12 protein-coding genes, 1 tRNA gene and 1 other RNA gene are annotated in these 17,133 nt (G+C 60.6%); 11 read left to right on the forward strand and 3 right to left on the reverse strand.

Going from position 1 to position 17,133, the window contains the following annotated elements; translation table 11 throughout:
• Nucleotides 1–161: 161 nt before the first annotated feature.
• Genes GDJ93_RS02010 through GDJ93_RS02020 form a run of 3 tightly spaced genes read left to right on the forward strand, consistent with a single transcriptional unit; the run spans nt 162 to nt 4,394 of the window.
• On the forward strand, nt 162–662 hold the full coding sequence (locus GDJ93_RS02010) for a MarR family winged helix-turn-helix transcriptional regulator (protein ID WP_152067567.1): 501 nt from the start codon (nt 162–164) through the stop codon (nt 660–662).
• Nucleotides 662–2,386, forward strand: coding sequence for an ABC transporter ATP-binding protein (locus GDJ93_RS02015; protein ID WP_152067568.1), 1,725 nt, complete (start codon nt 662–664; stop codon nt 2,384–2,386). Before GDJ93_RS02010 ends, GDJ93_RS02015 begins: the two co-directional genes overlap by 1 nt.
• A gap of 1 nt (nt 2,387) precedes the next feature.
• A complete protein-coding gene (locus tag GDJ93_RS02020; RefSeq protein WP_152067569.1) occupies nt 2,388–4,394 on the forward strand; it encodes an ABC transporter ATP-binding protein in 2,007 nt (668 codons plus the stop codon).
• Between the two features lie 108 nt (nt 4,395–4,502).
• Here the strand turns inward: GDJ93_RS02020 and cysE are convergent, their stop codons facing one another.
• Nucleotides 4,503–5,207 (reverse strand): serine O-acetyltransferase, encoded by a 705-nt coding sequence (cysE, locus tag GDJ93_RS02025; RefSeq protein WP_124786624.1) that lies wholly within the window; start codon nt 5,205–5,207, stop codon nt 4,503–4,505.
• A gap of 223 nt (nt 5,208–5,430) precedes the next feature.
• On the opposite strand from cysE, the gene GDJ93_RS02030 reads away from it, so the two are divergent.
• On the forward strand, nt 5,431–6,078 hold the full coding sequence (locus tag GDJ93_RS02030) for a VTT domain-containing protein (RefSeq protein WP_117800261.1): 648 nt from the start codon (nt 5,431–5,433) through the stop codon (nt 6,076–6,078).
• A gap of 288 nt (nt 6,079–6,366) precedes the next feature.
• Nucleotides 6,367–7,419: a branched-chain amino acid aminotransferase gene (locus GDJ93_RS02035; protein WP_035138743.1), complete on the forward strand. Its 1,053-nt coding sequence runs from the start codon at nt 6,367–6,369 to the stop codon at nt 7,417–7,419.
• A gap of 559 nt (nt 7,420–7,978) precedes the next feature.
• Here the strand turns inward: GDJ93_RS02035 and GDJ93_RS02040 are convergent.
• Nucleotides 7,979–8,530 carry a LemA family protein gene (locus GDJ93_RS02040; RefSeq protein ID WP_082421874.1) on the reverse strand — a complete coding sequence of 184 codons (552 nt, stop codon included), beginning with the start codon at nt 8,528–8,530 and terminating at the stop codon, nt 7,979–7,981.
• 211 nt (nt 8,531–8,741) lie between these two features.
• On the opposite strand from GDJ93_RS02040, the gene GDJ93_RS02045 reads away from it, so the two are divergent.
• The gene (locus GDJ93_RS02045; RefSeq protein WP_152067570.1) at nt 8,742–9,326 is read left to right on the forward strand and encodes a TetR/AcrR family transcriptional regulator; all 585 of its coding nucleotides are present in this window, start codon (nt 8,742–8,744) and stop codon (nt 9,324–9,326) included.
• A gap of 2 nt (nt 9,327–9,328) precedes the next feature.
• Here GDJ93_RS02045 and GDJ93_RS02050 read toward each other — a convergent pair.
• Nucleotides 9,329–9,418, reverse strand: a tRNA-Ser gene (locus GDJ93_RS02050).
• Between the two features lie 51 nt (nt 9,419–9,469).
• Between GDJ93_RS02050 and tadA the strand changes: the two genes are divergently transcribed.
• From tadA to bilS, 5 genes are all read left to right on the forward strand, one after another.
• Entirely contained in the window at nt 9,470–11,251 is a 1,782-nt protein-coding gene (tadA, locus tag GDJ93_RS02055; protein WP_152067571.1) for a tRNA adenosine(34) deaminase TadA, read from the forward strand.
• A gap of 440 nt (nt 11,252–11,691) precedes the next feature.
• Nucleotides 11,692–11,787: signal recognition particle sRNA small type (gene ffs, locus GDJ93_RS02060), an RNA gene on the forward strand.
• Between the two features lie 416 nt (nt 11,788–12,203).
• On the forward strand, nt 12,204–14,057 hold the full coding sequence (locus tag GDJ93_RS02065) for an ABC transporter ATP-binding protein (RefSeq protein WP_226812418.1): 1,854 nt from the start codon (nt 12,204–12,206) through the stop codon (nt 14,055–14,057).
• Nucleotides 14,058–15,917 (forward strand): ABC transporter ATP-binding protein, encoded by a 1,860-nt coding sequence (locus GDJ93_RS02070; protein WP_152067572.1) that lies wholly within the window; start codon nt 14,058–14,060, stop codon nt 15,915–15,917. It begins immediately after the preceding gene.
• A 111-nt stretch (nt 15,918–16,028) separates the two neighbouring features.
• A complete protein-coding gene (bilS, locus tag GDJ93_RS02075; protein WP_099432355.1) occupies nt 16,029–16,580 on the forward strand; it encodes a flavodoxin family protein BilS in 552 nt (183 codons plus the stop codon).
• Nucleotides 16,581–17,133 lie beyond the last annotated feature (553 nt).

Here is a 17,133-nt window from a genome sequence, read left to right on the forward strand (position 1 = left end):
TCACGTGACCGCTGGCGCCGCCCCCGCGCCGGCGGTCTTTTTCTGCCGACAGGCCATAAAAGTGCACGCATTTGCGGAGAGCCTGTTGACGATAGCCAAAACTCGGACTAATCTAGAGACACATAATTGGTCAAAAATCGGACAATTGAATGGTGGGATAGATGAATAGTGCGGTTACGCTGGTCGACTTCGATCGGTTGCTCAATGGACTCGACCATATCTATTCGGAGTTCTCGCGCGCCTGCGGCCTTTCGGACTGCGCCTATTGGATGCTCGTCGATACCAGCACGGCGGGCGGCAGTATTGCCGTAAGCCGTCTGACAAGCGAATGGTTCTACAGCAAGCAGACCATCAACTCGGCAATTAAAACCTTGACGGCGCGGGGCTTCGCAACGTTGGAGTTTGCCGAAGGCAGTCGTAAGAACAAGGTTGTGAGCCTGACCGAAGAGGGCAGGCGATTTGCCGAGCGTTATGCGCTGCCGGCACTCAAGGCCGAGCAGCGAGCCTTTGGCGCGCTTGAGCCGTGTGAGCAGCGCGAGATTATGCGCTTGATCGGCAAATTCTCTCAGGTGCTCGGCGAGGAGTGCGAGACATTTAAGCAGCATATCGCTGCCGAGAGCCAAGCCGAGAATCAAGGTGAGGGGGAGTCGTGCGACTGCTAATGAGGTTTTTGAAGCCCTATCGAGGGCTTGTCGCAGTGACGCTGCTGGTGCTGCTGGTGGATAACGTCGGTACGCTGCTGGTTCCCACGATGCTGGCGAACATGGTCAACACCGGTATTACCACGGGCGATGTCGACTACATTTTACGCAACGGCCTATACATGTTTATCGCGACCAGCATGGCTAGCGGCGGCACGGTGCTGGGCTGCTATCTTTCGGCGCGCCTGGCCGCCAACGTGGCTTGCGATATCCGCAATGCCGTGTACGACAAATCGCTCGAGCTCGCGGCCAGCGATTTTGAGCGCTTTGGCACCGGATCGATGATCACGCGCTCGCTCAACGACATCAACGTGATTCAGCAGGCTATTCTGCAGACGATTCAGCTGGTGCTGCCCGTGCCGTTTTTGGCTGTGGCAGGCATCATCTTCGCCTGGTTTATCGATCCTGCCATGGGCACGCTCCTGGGCGTAGTCGTTGCGATTGTGCTGGTAGCGGCGGTCTTTACGGTTGCCAACGCGGCTCCGATCTTTATGCGCTTGCAGAGCTTTATCGACCGCATGAACGTGGTGCTGCGCGAAAACATCGTGGGCGTGCGCGTCATCCGTGCGTTTAACAAGGAACGCCATGAGGAGCAACGCCTAGACGAGGTGTTTAGCGATTACGCCGCCAACGCCATCAAGGTCAACCACCTGTTTGTGGGCCTCGACAGCTCCAGCTTCTTTTTGATGAACATCGCCGAGGTGGCGGTGCTGTGGGTGGGCGGCAACCGCGTGGGCGCCCATGCGATGCAGATTGCGAGCATCTCTGCGGTGCTGGAGTATGCAATCCTGATCCTGTTCTTTGTGATGATGGCGCAGATGGTGGTGCTAACGCTGCCACGCGCCGCGGCATGCCTAAGCCGTGCGCAGCAAGTGCTGGAGATTGAGCCGAGCATCGTCGATGGCCAGCGTACGCTTGATGCGGCCGCGTCCGACTCAAAGGACGGGGCCGATGCGGTCGCCGTGTTCGATCATATGTCGTTTCGCTTTGACGACGCCGACGAGGACACGCTGTGCGATCTGAACTTTACCTGTCGTCGCGGTCAGACGACCGCGATTGTGGGCTCGACGGGCTCGGGCAAGTCGACGGTGGCCAAGCTCTTGTTGCGCTTCCACGATGCCACCAAGGGCGCCATTCGCCTGGACGGCGTCGATCTGCGCGAGCTTTCGCAAGGTGAGATTCGCGGGCGCATTGCCTATGTGCCGCAAAAAGCATGGCTGTTCTCGGGCACCGTGGCAAGCAATCTGCGCTTTGGCAACGAAGACGCGACTGAGGCCGACATGCTTCATGCGCTCCAGGTTGCCCAGAGCACCTTTGTGCTCGATCGGCCGCAGGGGCTCGATACCCCGGTGGCGCAGGGTGGCACGAACTTTTCGGGCGGCCAGCGCCAGCGTCTGGCCATCGCCCGTGCGCTCATGAAGCATGCCGATCTGTATATCTTCGATGACAGTTTCTCGGCCCTGGACTTTAAGACCGATGCCGCCCTGCGCCATGCGTTGCAAGACGAGACGCGCGATGCCGCGGTGCTCATCATCGCGCAGCGCATCTCGACGATTTTGCACGCCGACCAGATCGTCGTGCTCAAGGATGGCGAGGTTGTGGGCCTGGGCACGCATGGCGAGCTTATGGAAACCTGCGAGGTGTACCGTGCCATCGCGGAATCGCAAATGAAGGGAGGTGAGTAGCATGACCAAGGAGCTCAAGAAACAGGGCGGCCTTGATGACGCCGTTGCCGCGAGACTGGTCGAGGAAACGGCTGCCGTGGCACCCGAGCTGGATGACGCCGCCAAGGCTGCAGCCGAGCGCGAGGCTCGCCGCCAAGCGCTCTACGAGGAAAACGAGCGCGCCGAGGACGAGCGCGCCCGCGCCGAGGCAGAGCGCATGCGCGATGTGGACGACGAGGACGAGGACGAGAAACCCCACGACACCTGGGCGACGGTGCGCCGCCTGTGGAGCGAGGCTGCCGGCGACCATTGGCGCTTCTATATCGTGTTCGTGAGCATTGTGTTCTACGCCATCTTTAACACCGCTGCGCCGGCATATAGCGCCCGCGTGATCGATGAGCTGTGGGGCCACATTCAGGTGGCGTTTGCCAACGGAACCACCTTCAACATCACTTGGGAGAACTGCGGCAAGACCATCTTCGTCTACTTTATGATTTGGACAGCCGCTGCCTCGTTCTACGCGCTCCAGAGCTTTTTGATGTCGAGCGTGGCCGAACGCCTCAATCTGTGCCTGCGCAACCGCATCGCGCAAAAGCTCAACCGTCTGCCGCTCGCCTATTTTGACGCGCATCGTCCCGGCGAGGTCGTCAGCCGCGCGACCAACGACCTGGACAAGATGTCCGAGAGCATGCAGCGCGGATTGCTGCAGCTGCTCGTGTCGATCGGCACGGTTGTTGGTGCTGTGAGCGTGATGTTCGTGTTCAGCGTGCAGCTTACGCTCGTCTTTCTGTTCTTTACGGCACTGTCGCTGCTGGTGACGAAGGTCGTCTCGCGCCGCACACACGATGTGACGGGCGAGCGCCAGGAGTGGGTGTCCAAGATTACGAGTGCGGTCGAGGAAGGCTATTCGGGCCGTCTGGTGATCCGCGCGTTTAACCGCGAACGTCAGAGCTCCGCTGAGGTGCACGAGGCTTCGAAGGAACTGGCTCGTGTGAGCACCAAGGCCGACTTTATGATCAATGCTGTCGGCCCCGCAGTGCGCTTTATCGGCCGTTTGGCGCAGATCGTTATTGCGCTTGTGGGCTGCAGCATGTTGGTTGCCGGGCATATGACCGTCGGCGTGTTCCAGGCGTTCTTCCAGTTTATCTATGAGGCGTCCGAGCCCATGACGCAGCTGTCGTTTACCTTTAACTCGCTGCAGAGCGCGCTGGCGAGCGCCGAGCGCGTGTTCGACCTGCTCGATGAGCCCGAGATGGAGGCCGATCCGCTGCCGGACAAGGCCGCCAAGCTGCCGGGTCGCGTGGAGGGCCGCGTCTCCTTTGAGCATGTGCGCTTTGGTTATTCGCCCGACAAGCCGCTTATGCGCGACGTGTCGTTTACCGCCGAGCCGGGCCAGAAGATTGCCGTGGTGGGAACCACGGGCGCAGGCAAGACGACGCTCATCAACCTGCTCATGCGCTTCTACGAGATTGACGGCGGGCGTATTACGCTCGACGGCGTGGATACGAGCCGCATGGATCGCGGCGAGCTACGGCAGCAGTTTGGCATGGTGCTGCAGGACGCCTGGCTGTTCGACGGCACGATTGCCGAAAACATCGCCTACGGCTGCCCCGAGGCAACGCGCGACGAAATTGTGGCCGCGGCTCGTGCCGCGCAGGTCGACTTCTTTGTGCGCACCATGCCGCAGGGCTACGACACGCGCGTGGCCAACGATGCCGAAAGCATCAGCCAGGGCCAGCGTCAGCTGCTGACCATCGCACGCGTGCTGCTCAACAACCCGGCGATTCTCATCCTGGACGAGGCGACCTCAAGCGTGGACACGCGTACCGAGCTTGCCATCGGCCGTGCCATGGATGCGCTTATGCGCGGGCGCACGAGCTTTGTGATCGCACACCGCCTGTCGACGATCGTGGACGCCGACCTGATCTTGGTCATGGATCACGGCAACATTATCGAGCAGGGCACGCATAAGGAGCTGCTGGCTGCCGAGGGTGCCTACGCCGACCTCTATCTGAGCCAGTTCGCATAATGTGACAAAGGGACAGTCTCTTTGCCACATCACAAATAAGGCGCGCCGGGGATGAATTCCCTGGCGCGCCTTTGCGTTGGCGTCAATGTTGTCGGTGGTCGTCCGCCTCTAGCGTTCGTCCACGAGCTTGGCGACGAGGGCTTTGAGCTCGGCCACCTCTCGCTCGAGTTCTTTGACGCGGCGGGCGTTCTCGGTGATGCCTTGGCGGTTGAGGGCACTCTGCTCGGCAGCGTCATCGGGCATGTACTCGCGATGCTGCTTGGCGTCGAAGCTCTCCTCGAACACGCGGCAGCCGTTGCGCTTGATGATGCGTCCCGGCACGCCCACGACGGTGCAGTTGTCGGGCACGTCCTTGACGACGACCGAGTTGCCGCCGATCTTGACGTTGTTGCCGATGCGGATGTTGCCGAGCACCTTGGCGCCCGTGCCCACGGTGACGTTATCGCCGAGCGTTGGGTGGCGTTTGCCGGTCTCGTTGCCGGTGCCGCCGAGCGTAACGCCCTGGTAGAGCACGCAGTTGTCGCCCACAATGGTGGTCTCGCCGATGACGACGCCCATGGCATGGTCGATAAAGAAATGCTTGCCGATCTGTGCCGCGGGATGAATCTCGACGCCGGTGATGTGGCGGGTGATTTGCGAGAGCACGCGGGCGAGCGAGCGATGACCGTGCTCCCAGAGCCAGTGCTCGGGCACGTGGTTCCACTTGGCGTGCAGGCCAGGATAGGAAAGGAAGATGACCAGACCGTTTTGTGCAGCGGGGTCTTGCGCCTGGACGGTCTTGATATCCTCGCGAATGGTATTGATAAAGCTCACCGGCCGCCCTCCCTTAGCGCCATGGCAATGCGATTCAATAAAGTATAGCGATTTGCTAGGGATTAGGAAGGACAATCTTGGCGCCATTGCGCTACAGATGTCAGTTATGCAAACTTGCTGGTAATGGAGTCATGCTTTTGTGGGGTTGCGCACGAGGGGGCACCGCAACCGTATACTGGTCAACTTGGACGTATCCGCGCCCACAACTGAGAGGTTTTACTTCATGGGTTTCATCAATTTTATCGCCGAGCTGCTTAAGGATCCGCGCACCGCGATCGCCAGCTGGATCGCCGCCGGCCCGCTTATGGCCTACGGCTGCGTGTTCCTGATCATCTTTATCGAGACGGGCGTGGTGTTCTTCCCGTTCCTTCCTGGCGATTCACTGCTGTTTGCTTCGGGCTTCTTTGCCCACAACGGTGGCTTTAACATCGTGGCCCTGCTGGCCGTCGCATGGGCGGCTGCCATCTTGGGTGATCAGTGCAACTTTATGATCGGTCACTTCTTTGGCAAAAAGATCATCGCTTCGGGCAAGGTCAAGGCCATGACGCCCGAGCGCATTAAAAAGTCCGAGGACTTCTTGGACAAGTGGGGCCACCTGGCTATTTTCCTGGGCCGTTTCTTCCCGTTTATCCGCACTTTTGTGCCCTTTATCGCCGGCATGGGCGGCATGCACTGGCGCAATTTTGTCATCTTTAACGTGCTGGGCGGCATTACCTGGTCGACGCTCTTCACACTGCTGGGCTACTTCTTTGGCGGCATCCCCTTTGTGCAGGAGCACTTTGAGCTGCTAATCGTCGGCATCGTTGCCGTGTCGATCATCCCGACCGTGGTCGGTCTGGTTAAGGCTAAGCTGGGCAAAAAGAACGCGTAGCTCGAGTCAGCGCGCAAACCGTGCAGTTGAGGCCCGTCACCGCTTACGGTGGCGGGCCTTTTTGCTTCGGTCAAATGAAAATACTTTAGTTAGTTAAAGAAAAACGTTTTATCCGACGCGCGTGCGGAGTACAATCTCGTGCATGCGAATCGACGTGCCATCGGCTTTGATGCTGCTCGCGTGTCCCGTCCGGCTCTACGCTCCGGGCGTGCGACGTTGCGACGCGGTCGGCCTCGGTCCTTGCGTGCGGGTTCGCGAGTTTGCAACTGTGTATGTAAGGAGCGACATATGACTGTCGAGAAGAAGGATATCGATTGGGGTAGCCTCGGCTTTGGCTACATGAAGACCGATTACAGCTACGAGGCCCATTGGAAGGACGGCGAGTGGGACGAGGGTGGCCTGACCACCGATCACACCCTGCATGTCTCCGAGTGCGGCGGCATCTTCCATTACTGCCAGGAGGTCTTTGAGGGCCTGAAGGCCTACACCGCCGAGGACGGCAGCATCGTCTGCTTCCGTCCCGACATGAACGCCGAGCGCATGTATAACTCTGCCCAGCGCCTCGAGATGCCCCCGTTCCCCAAGGACAAGTTCGTTGAGGCCGTCAAGCAGGTCGTTTCTGCCAACGCCGCCTGGGTTCCGCCCTTCGGTTCCGGCGCGACCCTGTACGTGCGTCCGTTTATGATCGGCTCCGGTGACGTGATCGGCGTGGCTCCCGCTCCTGAGTACACGTTCCGCATTCTCGTGACCCCGGTCGGTCCGTACTTTAAGGGTGGTCTCAAGCCCGTTAAGCTGCGCGTTTCCGAGTATGACCGCGCCGCACCGCACGGCACCGGCAATATCAAGGCCGGCCTGAACTACGCCATGTCCCTCAAGCCCACGATGGAGGCCCATCGCGAGGGCTATGCCGAGAACCTGTATCTCGACTCCGAGTCCCGCACCTATGTCGAGGAGACCGGTGGCGCCAACGTCCTGTTCGTGAAGGAGGACGGCACGCTCGTCGTTCCGCAGTCGCACACCGACTCCATCCTGCCCTCCATCACCCGTCGTTCGCTCGTTCAGGTTGCTCAGGACCTGGGCATGACCGTTGACCAACGTCCCGTCGAGTGGGCCGAGGTCAAGGCCGGTACCTTTGTCGAGTGCGGCCTGTGCGGCACCGCTGCCGTCATCTCCCCGGTTGGCGAGATTGACAACAAGGTTTACGGTGCCGACGAGACCGTGACCTTCCCGGCTGGCTACACCGAGATCGGCCCCGTGATGAAGAAGCTTCGCGAGACCCTGACTGGTATCCAGTCCGGTGCTGTCGAGGATAAGCACAACTGGGTTTACACCGTCGCGTAATTTGTCTTACCTATCCGGGCAGAGAACAAGTTCCCTCCCGGCGCGTCCTCGGACATGCAAGAAGCCCTCGCTGCGCACTTCGTGCGGCGAGGGCTTCTTGCGTCCTGCGGAGTGCGCCGGGAGGGAACTTGTTCTCTGCCCTGCGGGTTCGGCGATGTCACAACGGGCAATGATTAATCTGAATAAAGATGGTGCGCGGCCTTTTAGGCCGCGCTTTTGCTTTGCTTCGCGCCATGTGGGGGTGGTGGCGACGTGCATTTTTGCGAGTATTCTGCAATCGAAGGCCCCTGCATACCGACCTCGGGCAAAAAATCGGGATTTCTCGATGTTTTCTACGGATGATGGGCGGGGTTATGGGCTGACAGCGTTTGATTTGCAGGGATATTCGCGGTCTTTGGCATTTATCGTGGCGCCCGAAGCTCTTGGTTATGTTGAATACTCCTAAAAATGCACGGCGCTTAGAGGGGGACCTTCGCGAAAAAGGAAACCGCCCCGTCGAAGTATGCATTCGACGGGGCGGTTTATGCATTTGGCCGATTAAGGATGCGCTGCCAAACTACTAGAACTTGACGGTCGGGGCCTGGCGGGCTGCTTCGGCGGCCTCGAAGCCCTGGCGCTCCTTAAACTGGAAGATGCCAGCAAAGATGACAGCCGGGAACGTCTGAATGGCGTTGTTGTAGCTGAGCACGCAGTCGTTGTAGCTCTGGCGTGCATAGCTAATCTTGTTTTCGGTATCCTCGAGCGATGCCTGCAGCTGCGTAAAGTTGGTGTTTGCCTTAAGATCGGGATAGGCCTCGGCCACGGCGAAGAGCTGGCGCAGCGCACCGGTCAGCACGTTGTCGGCTTCCATCTTGGCCTCGGGCGTGGTGGCCTTGACGGCGGTGTTACGCGCGCTGATCACGGCGGAGAGCGTCTCCTGCTCGTGCTTGGCGTAGCCCTTGACGGTCTCGACCAGGTTGGGGATCAGGTCGTTGCGGCGCTGCAGCTGCGTATCGATGTTCTGCCAGGCGTTATCGATGCGGTTACGCTTGGTGACCATGTTGTTGTAGATGCCGGCGATGGCGCAGACAATCACAATGACAACAACGATGCCGATGATGACGGTAATCATGATGTCTCCGTTTCGAATGGCCGCGGCGGCATGCGCCAGCTGCCGTTGGTATAACGCTACTAGTATACCCGCAACGTTTTGCCGTGCCGAACTTTCCGGTAAGCGTTGTGTTTTCGGCGGGGCCGGCACCGGGGCAAAGCGCGCGAGGTACAGGTGTAAGATATGCGACAGATTGACGAGTGTTGTTTTTGCCCTGAGGATGGCGATACCAGTGGACCTTCGCATTAAGAAAACCTACCGCTCCCTGTTCGATGCCTTCACCGAGCTTCTCGAGGAGCATCGGTTTGAGGACCTGACGGTCGCCATGCTGTGCGACCGGGCCATGATTCGCCGCACGACATTCTACAAGCACTTTCGCGACAAGAACGATTACTTTGCCTTTTATATCGATGAGCTCATGTCGGGCTTGCCGCAAAAACAGCCCGATGAGGCCGGCGCGGTGTCTGCCGAGGACGTGCGCGCGCTTCGGCACGCGATTTTGGACGATGCCATGGATTTGATTCTTGCGCACGAGCAGCTCATGGATAACATTTTGGCAAGCAGCATGTCGGGCATGTTGACCAATGTTATTTGCGACCGCATTGCCCGCTCCATCCGCGAGCGTGTGATGAACGTGCTTGCCGAGGATGCCCTGGCCCCCGTGTCACTCGAGACGACGTCTGAGTTTGTCGCCGGCGGTATTATTCGACTTTTCACGATATGGTGGGAATCGGGCCACGATCTTGAACGTCGACCTGAGATAGCCGACGTGGTCGATGCACTGTTTGAGCGGACCATGACACCGGTGCATCACTAAAGTGGCGGAGAGAGGGGGATTCGAACCCCCGGAACGCTCTCGCGCTCAACGGTTTTCAAGACCGCCGCATTCAACCGCTCTGCCATCTCTCCGTGAGTCGTAATGATAGCATCGTTTTGAATCTGCAACAGGGAAGGCGAACGATGACGATCACCGAAATCGACGAGAAGTTCATGCGCGAGGCACTGGCCGAGGCGCGCGCCGCCGCGACGGTGGGCGAGGTGCCCATCGGAGCCGTAGTGGTGCGCGACGGCGAGATCGTCGCGAGGGCGCACAATCGGCGCGAGCTCGACCAGGATCCTTCGGCTCATGCAGAGTTCGCGGCCCTGTGCGCTGCCGCTCGGTCGCTCGGTCGCTGGCGCCTTTCCGATTGCACGGTCTACGTGACGCTCGAGCCATGCTGCATGTGTGCGGGGCTTATGGTTAACGCGCGCGTGGGGCGCTGCGTGTATGGCGCGAGCGACGCCAAGGCGGGCGCGTTGGGATCCCTATACGATTTGAATGCCGACTCGCGCCTGAATCATCGGTTTAACGTGACGGCTGGGGTCCTGGCGGATGAATGCCGCGAGCTGCTGAGTAGCTATTTTGGCGGTCTGCGCGGAGCGGGCGGCGCTGATTGCGGTTGTGGGGCCGATCTTGAAGCACACGCCGCTCACGCCGCAGCGCTTGCAGGTGCCGGTGAGGATGCTGGCACGGCGGTTGACTTTGGTCCTGCGTGCCGCCGACCCCGCCGTGTGCTGTTGGCGATCGACTCCTTTAAGGGCAGCGTGTCGAGTGCCCAGGCGGAGGCGGCGGTTGCCGAGGGCATGCGCCGTGTGTGGTCCGATGCCCAGGTGGCCGCATTGCCGCTGGCGGATGGCGGCGAGGGGACGCTCGATGCCGTTGCCGCGTGCGGCGGTGAGATTGTGACCTGCGAGGTGGCAGGTCCCTTGGGCGACCGCGTGTCTGCCCGGATGCTGGTGGACGACGAGCGCGACTCGGCTGTAATTGAGATGGCCGAGGCGGCGGGTATTGGGTATTCACCCTGCACGGAATCGGCGGCGCTTGCGGCTTCGACCTATGGCGTGGGCGAGCTGATACTCCGTGCGGTTCGCGCCGGGGCAAAGACTATCTATATTGGTCTGGGCGGCAGTGCCACCAACGACGGTGGCGCCGGCATGCTGCAGGCGCTGGGCGCGCGTGTGGTCGATGATCAGGGATGCGATGTCGCCCCCGGTCTTGCCGGCCTTAAGCAGGTGGCGAGCGTCGATTTGGCGCCAGCGCTGCAGGCTTTGGATGATGTTCGTATCGTTGTGCTTTCCGATGTCGAGAATCCGCTCGTGGGGCGTCGAGGCGCACTGGCGGTGTTTGGCGGGCAGAAGGGCCTGCCGGCGGATGATGTCGAGGTGCTGCGCAGATACGACGGCTGGATGGTCGGCTACGGTCGCCTGCTCGATGCGGCAATTTTCGAGGCGCGAGCCCAGGGATTGTTGCGCACACCCGAGAACGCACGGACATTTGGCTCGGTGCTTGGCGTGCCCGGCGCGGGCGCTGCCGGTGGCTTGGGCGCGGCGTTGCTGGCGCTCGGCGCGGAGCTACGCTCGGGTGTGGAGACGGTGCTCGATCTCGTGGGGTTTGACGAGCGCGTGCGCGATGTCGACCTGGTCATTACAGGCGAGGGCAATATGGATGAGCAATCCGCCGCCGGTAAGGCGCCGGTGGGCGTGGCGCGCCGTGCCAAGCGGTGTGGCAAACCGGTGATCGCTGTCGTGGGCGGTCGCGCTGACAACCTGGATGCGGTGTGTGTGCAGGGCATCGACTTGGTGCTTCCGATCTGCCGCAAGCCCATGGACCTGGAACAGGCACTCGATCCGCAAGAAGCCACAACCAACCTCATCTGCGCCGGCGAAGCAGCCGCCCAATCCTACGACCTCGCCCGCCTCTAAAACCCAACTCCCTATAAGTTGCGGTGGAATAGTTCCTGTTTGGCGGCTCAGGCGGCAAAAACGGGAACTATTCCACCGCAACATCGAGAATGGCTATCCGAGGCTGGCCGCCTTGGGCCTTGGGTCGGACCGTCCGCCATGAAATGCGGCCATCTACTACGTTTAGCCGAGCACCCTCGACCATCCCGGATTTTGTGAAATTAAAACCGCAGGTAGAAAGCTTGCCGATTTTCGAAAAAGCCGGCTATGGTTGACCCCTGCGGCCTAAACGTAGTAGATAGGCCCCTTTTGTGGCATGGCAGCAGACCAGTCTTTTTGGGACGGGGCTTATTTGACCACCTGTCGATCTGATTGCCCAAGTAGTCAAAAGCCCCGTCTCAAATTAGCTACCTTGCCCCATCGGGCTGGAGCGGGTAAGATATACCGAGCGCCTAGCGCGTTCGATGGGTTCGGATGACGACATGTTCCGAATCTGGTCAGGTCCGGAAGGAAGCAGCCATAAGGAGCCTCTGTCGGGCATCCGGATCCATCGAGTGCGCAGGCGCTTTTTGGTGCCGCGGCTACCCGCGAGTGCCGGCAGGGCGCTTGGTGTCTCGCTGGTCCTCGGCTTTGCCTGCGGGATCGCTCGACTACCAAGCGCCCTGCCGGCACTCGCGGGTAGCCGACCAAAACCGCCTGAAGGGTCACATTTATCTGATAATTGAATTCCTGACGTTATGCCGCTCGCTGGCGTTGCCAAAACATCGGCTGCTACATGGTCCAAGAGGCTCCTGCAAAGGCGCATTTATCTGAATTTTATCTCGTGTGGAGTACCGGTCGTTGGCTGTGCCGAGGTACTGGTTCTTACCTGTCTAAGGATTCGAATCCCTGTTGAGTTGTTTACGCTTCTTTTGGGGTGGCGGTACTATCATGGTTCGAATTGAATGTGAATGATGATAGGGAGCGCCTATACATGATTGAGCTGCTCAGGCGTTTTGGTGGTAAGTTTCGCCGGTATATGGTGATTGGTCCTGCGTGCAAGTTGATTGAAGTAATCTTTGACCTGCTGACGCCGCTGGTGATTGCCCAGATGATCGATAAGGGCATTGGGGCGCACGACGTGAACGCCGTTATCCACTACGGTATGCTGCTTGCCGCCATGGCTGTGATCGGCATCTCGTTTACGCTCGTCTGCCAAAAGATGGCGGCGCTCACCTCGCAGGGCATGGGCACCGACATTCGTGGCGCGCTCTACCAGCATATCAACAAGCTGAGCTATGCCGAACTCGACCGTTTTGGCACGCCGTCGCTCATCACGCGTATCACCAACGACGTCAACCAGGTGCAGCTCGCTGTGGCGCTGGGCGTGCGCATGCTCATCCGCTGGCCCTTCCTAGCGGTGGGCTCCATGGTCGCGGCCCTTGCCATCGACCTTAAGCTCGGCATCATCTTTTTGATTTGCACGCCCGCCATCGGCCTGGTGTTTTGGTTTGTCATGGCGCGCTGCATTCCGTACTACAGGCAGCTGCAGGCAAAGCTCGACCGCATCGCGCTCATTTGCCGCGAGGGGCTTTCGGGCGCCCGCGTGGTTCGCGCCTTTGTGCGCGAGGGCCACGAGCGTGAGCGTTTTGCCCAAGCCGCCGATGACCAGGCCAATACCGCCATCGCGGTGGGCAAGCTCTCGTCGGTTCTCAACCCCGTGACGTTTTTGGTGATGAACCTGGGTGTGTGCGCCATCCTGTGGGTGGGCGGCATTCAGGTCAACGTGGGCGAGCTCACGCAGGGCCAGGTCATGGCGTTTGTGAACTACATGACGCAGACCCTGACCTCCATCGTGTACGTCGCCAACCTGGTCGTGGTCTTTACCAAGGCGAGCGCCAGTGCGTCACGTATCAACGAGGTGCTCAATTGCGTGCCGAGCATCACCGACGAGGGCAACCAGCCGGTCGCGCTGCCCAAGCCGGGCAATGTCGCTCCCGTTCCTGCGCTGGGCTTGAGCCATGCGAGCTTCTCCTTTGGCGCGGGCGCGGCAAATGCCGTCAACGATGTGACCCTGGAGCTCCCGCTGGGCAAGACGCTTGGCATTATCGGCGGTACGGGTAGCGGCAAGTCCACGCTCGTCTCGCTTATCCCGCGCCTGTACGATGCGAGCACCGGCAGCGTGAGTGTGATGGGCGCCGACGTGCGCACCTGGCCGCTCGACCAGCTGCGCCGTGTGGTCGCGACCGTTCCACAGCGTGCGTCGCTGGTGAGCGGCACCATCCGCAGCAACCTGACCTGGCGCGACGAGGCTGCGACCGACGAGGATCTCTGGGCGGCGCTCGACATGGCGCAGGCGAGCGAGTTCGTGCGCAACAAGCCGCAGGGGCTCGATACCCCGGTCGAGGCGGGCGGTAAGAACTTTAGCGGTGGCCAACGCCAGCGCCTGACCATCGCGCGCGCCCTGGTGGGCTCGCCTCAGATATTGATCATGGACGATTCTGCCTCGGCGCTCGACTTTAAGACCGACGCGGCGCTTCGCCATGCCATCCGCGAGCGCAGTGTGCGCGGTGCCGCCGAGGGCGGGCTGCCGCTCACGACCGTCATCGTGAGCCAACGTGTCTCGACCGTTCGCGATGCCGACATGATCTGCGTACTCGACCACGGCTCGGTTGCGGGCCTGGGCGCGCACGATGAGCTCTACACGACCTGCCAGCTCTACCGCGAGATTTGCCAGTCGCAGCTTCGCCGCGAGGAGCTCGAGGGTCAGCAGGGGAGTACGGCGCCCGCGCCCGCCCCAGGCGCCCCGACCGTCCCCACATCCGTCTGCGCAAAGGAGGGCTGCTAAATGAATCCGTACACTTCCTCCGGTTCGGTCGCCACGATGACGGCCAACGTGTCCGGCAACGATAGCCTCAACGACCTGGGAGACGGTCCGCGCCAGCCCGGCGATCCCGAGCGCTATCCCGTGGGTGCGGTGACCCGCCGCCTGCTGGGCTATGTCCGTCCGCACCGCGTCTCGTTTGCGGCATCGTTTTTGAGTGCCGCCGTCTCGGTGATTCTGCAGCTCTACACGCCCATTCTCATTGGCGAGGGCATCGACCTTATCGTCGCCGCCGGGCAGGTGGACTTCGATGCGCTGCTGCCGCTCGTTACCAAGCTCGCGATTGTCGTCGTAGGTGCTGCGGCCTTCCAGTGGCTGCAGGGCTATTGCGTCAACCGCCTGTCTTACGAAACGGTGCGCGACATGCGCGTGGAGGCGAGCGATAAGCTCAGCCGCATGCCGCTCAGCTTTATCGACAGCCATGCCCACGGCGACCTTATGAGCCGCGTGGTCAACGACGTCGACCAGGTGGGCGACGGTCTGCTGCAGGGCTTTACCCAGCTCTTCACCGGCGTTATCACCATCGTGGGCACGCTCGCGTTTATGCTCTCCATTAACCTGACCATGACGCTCGTGGTGGTACTCGTCACGCCGCTTTCCATTTTTGCAGCCGGTGCTATCGCCAAGCTTTCCAACAAAAGCTTTACGGCACAGCAGCGTATTCAAGGGCAGCTCGGTGGTCATATCGAGGAGTACGTAGGCGAGCAAAAGCTTGTCGACGCCTTTGCCTATGGCCCGAACGCCCAGCAGCGCTTCGATGCCCTCAATGCCGAGCTCTACACCGCGGGCGAGCGCGCGCAGTTTATGGGTTCGCTCTCCAACCCCGGTACGCGTTTTATCAATAACATCATCTACGCCGTGGTCGCCGTGATCGGCTGCGTGGGCGTGATTACGGGCGTGCCCGCGGCGCTTACGGTGGGCGGCGTGCAGATTTTCCTGTCCTATGCTAACCAGTACACCAAGCCGTTCAACGAGGTCACCAACGTCATTACGCAGATCCAGACGGCGTACGCCTCGGCACGCCGCATGTTTGCGCTGCTCGACGCGCGCGAGCAGGAGCCCGATGCGACGGGCGCCGTGGAACTTGCCGCCCCGCGTGGCGAGGTGACCTTTGAGCACGTGGACTTTAGTTATGTGCCCGATCGCAAGCTGCTGCAGGATATCTGCATCGAGGCCAAACCCGGCATGCGCTTTGCCCTGGTCGGCCCCACGGGCTGCGGCAAGACAACGCTCATCAACCTGCTGCTGCGTTTTTACGATATTGATGCCGGACGCATCATGGTCGATGGCCGGTCTTCGCGTGACTACACGCGCGCAAGCCTGCGCCGTGCCTTTGGCATGGTGCTGCAGGACACTTGGCTGTTCGAGGGCACGGTGGCGGAAAACATCGCCTACGGCTGTCCTGACGCCACGCGCGAGCAGGTTATCGAAGCTGCCAAGCGCGCGCATGCGCACAAGTTTATCGTGCAGCTGCCAGGCGGCTACGATACGGTCATCGGCGAGGACGGCGGTACGTTTAGCCAGGGTCAAAAACAGCTGCTGTGCATCGCGCGCGTCATGCTCACCGACCCGGCGATTCTGCTACTGGACGAGGCGACGTCGAGCATCGATACCCGCACCGAGCTGCAGGTGCAGGCGGCATTCGACGAGCTTATGTCCGGCCGTACGAGCTTTGTGGTGGCGCATCGCCTGAGCACGATTCGCAACGCCGACTGCATTCTGGTGATGCGCAACGGCGAGATTATCGAGCGCGGCACGCACGACGAGCTGCTGGCGACAGACGGCTTCTACGCCGAGCTCTACCGCAGCCAGTTTGCCCAGTAGGGGCTACCGATTAGCGGCAGATGGTTTACATCTGCGTTGTTAGTACTAAGATATTCATCTAATAAATTGCATTAGTGGCTTTAGTTTTGGGGGAAACGAGGCAACGTGACTATGACGTGCTCTTTGGTGGTTAACAGCAAGAGCGGTAATACCAGGATGGTTTCGGGTGCGATCAAGCGCGCTCTGCAGGCTGCGGGCGTTGAGTTTGTCCATGCCGCGGCGTTGAGCGACGATGCGGACGCAGATCAGGTTGCGCTCGAGGCGCAGGGCGCCTGCGCGGCCGACACGGTGCTCGTCGGTTTTTGGTGCGACAAGGGCGCGTGCACGCCTTCGGTCGCGGCGTTGCTCTCCGCCTTGCACGGTAAGCGCGTGTTCCTGTTTGGCACCTGCGGCTTTGGGGCCGACCAGAGCTATTATCAGCAGATTATCGACCGCGTAACTTCCAATTTGGCTGGGGATGCCGAGCTTGCGGGTTGGGCGATGTGCCAGGGCAAGATGGGCCCCGCGGTCAAGCAGCGCTACGAGGCCATGCTCGAGCAAGATCCCGACAACGCCCGATTTAAGATGCTGCTCGACAACTGGGTTGCCGCGAAGGACCATCCCACCAAGGAAGATCTGGACAACATGGCTGCAGCCGCCAAAAAGGCCGTGCTGGGGGAGTAGCTCCCATCGCTGACGGCGGTCGGTCTATCTTTCTAAATGAAACGTCCTCCCGGGCGTCGGGGCACGAAGTTCCCTGCTCTACAGTCCTGCGCAAGACGAAGGCCACATTAAGTGGCCTTCTTTGCGTGCGGAACTCGCGATGAACTTCGTGCCCCGCCGTCCGGGAGGACGCCTCTTTATTGATGGGAGGCCTGATAGGTCGATGGTTCCGTGCCCGGATGCGTCCAAAGTGGGACGGGCTTTCCGGATGGGCAGGCTTTCGAAAAATGCGTCCCGGAATTTGCCTTTGGAATGGGACGTAGTTTCCCGTTGAGGTGCTTTGCGGAAAGTGTATCCCACTCTGGGCGGTCGAAGTGGGACACACTTTCCTAAAGGCGCTCCAACGGGAAATTGCGTCCCATTATTCGGTCAAGAAACGGGATGCATGGGACCTCGGACAAAATCTCGGACCCAATCTGGGTCCAGGAGGGAGTCCGATGTATACGAAAGAGGAGCGCGAGGGGATTCTCTGGGAGTTCCACCGGAGCGGCCTGTCCGCCCCCGCCGCCTGTAG

The sequence above is a fragment of the Collinsella aerofaciens genome (assembly GCF_902501475.1).
In the GTDB taxonomy this organism is placed as follows: domain Bacteria; phylum Actinomycetota; class Coriobacteriia; order Coriobacteriales; family Coriobacteriaceae; genus Collinsella; species Collinsella aerofaciens_AL.

Bases quoted from the DNA above. Each gene is read 5' to 3' on its own strand.
- tadA (WP_152067571.1), top strand. From the start codon at position 9,470: ATGACGATCACCGAAATCGACGAGAAGTTCATGCGCGAGGCACTGGCC.
- GDJ93_RS02040 (WP_082421874.1), bottom strand. From the start codon at position 8,530: ATGATTACCGTCATCATCGGCATCGTTGTTGTCATTGTGATTGTCTGC.
- GDJ93_RS02065 (WP_226812418.1), top strand. From the start codon at position 12,204: ATGATTGAGCTGCTCAGGCGTTTTGGTGGTAAGTTTCGCCGGTATATG.
- GDJ93_RS02015 (WP_152067568.1), top strand. From the start codon at position 662: ATGAGGTTTTTGAAGCCCTATCGAGGGCTTGTCGCAGTGACGCTGCTG.
- GDJ93_RS02030 (WP_117800261.1), top strand. From the start codon at position 5,431: ATGGGTTTCATCAATTTTATCGCCGAGCTGCTTAAGGATCCGCGCACC.
- GDJ93_RS02070 (WP_152067572.1), top strand. From the start codon at position 14,058: ATGAATCCGTACACTTCCTCCGGTTCGGTCGCCACGATGACGGCCAAC.
- GDJ93_RS02020 (WP_152067569.1), top strand. From the start codon at position 2,388: ATGACCAAGGAGCTCAAGAAACAGGGCGGCCTTGATGACGCCGTTGCC.
- bilS (WP_099432355.1), top strand. From the start codon at position 16,029: ATGACGTGCTCTTTGGTGGTTAACAGCAAGAGCGGTAATACCAGGATG.
- GDJ93_RS02035 (WP_035138743.1), top strand. From the start codon at position 6,367: ATGACTGTCGAGAAGAAGGATATCGATTGGGGTAGCCTCGGCTTTGGC.
- GDJ93_RS02010 (WP_152067567.1), top strand. From the start codon at position 162: ATGAATAGTGCGGTTACGCTGGTCGACTTCGATCGGTTGCTCAATGGA.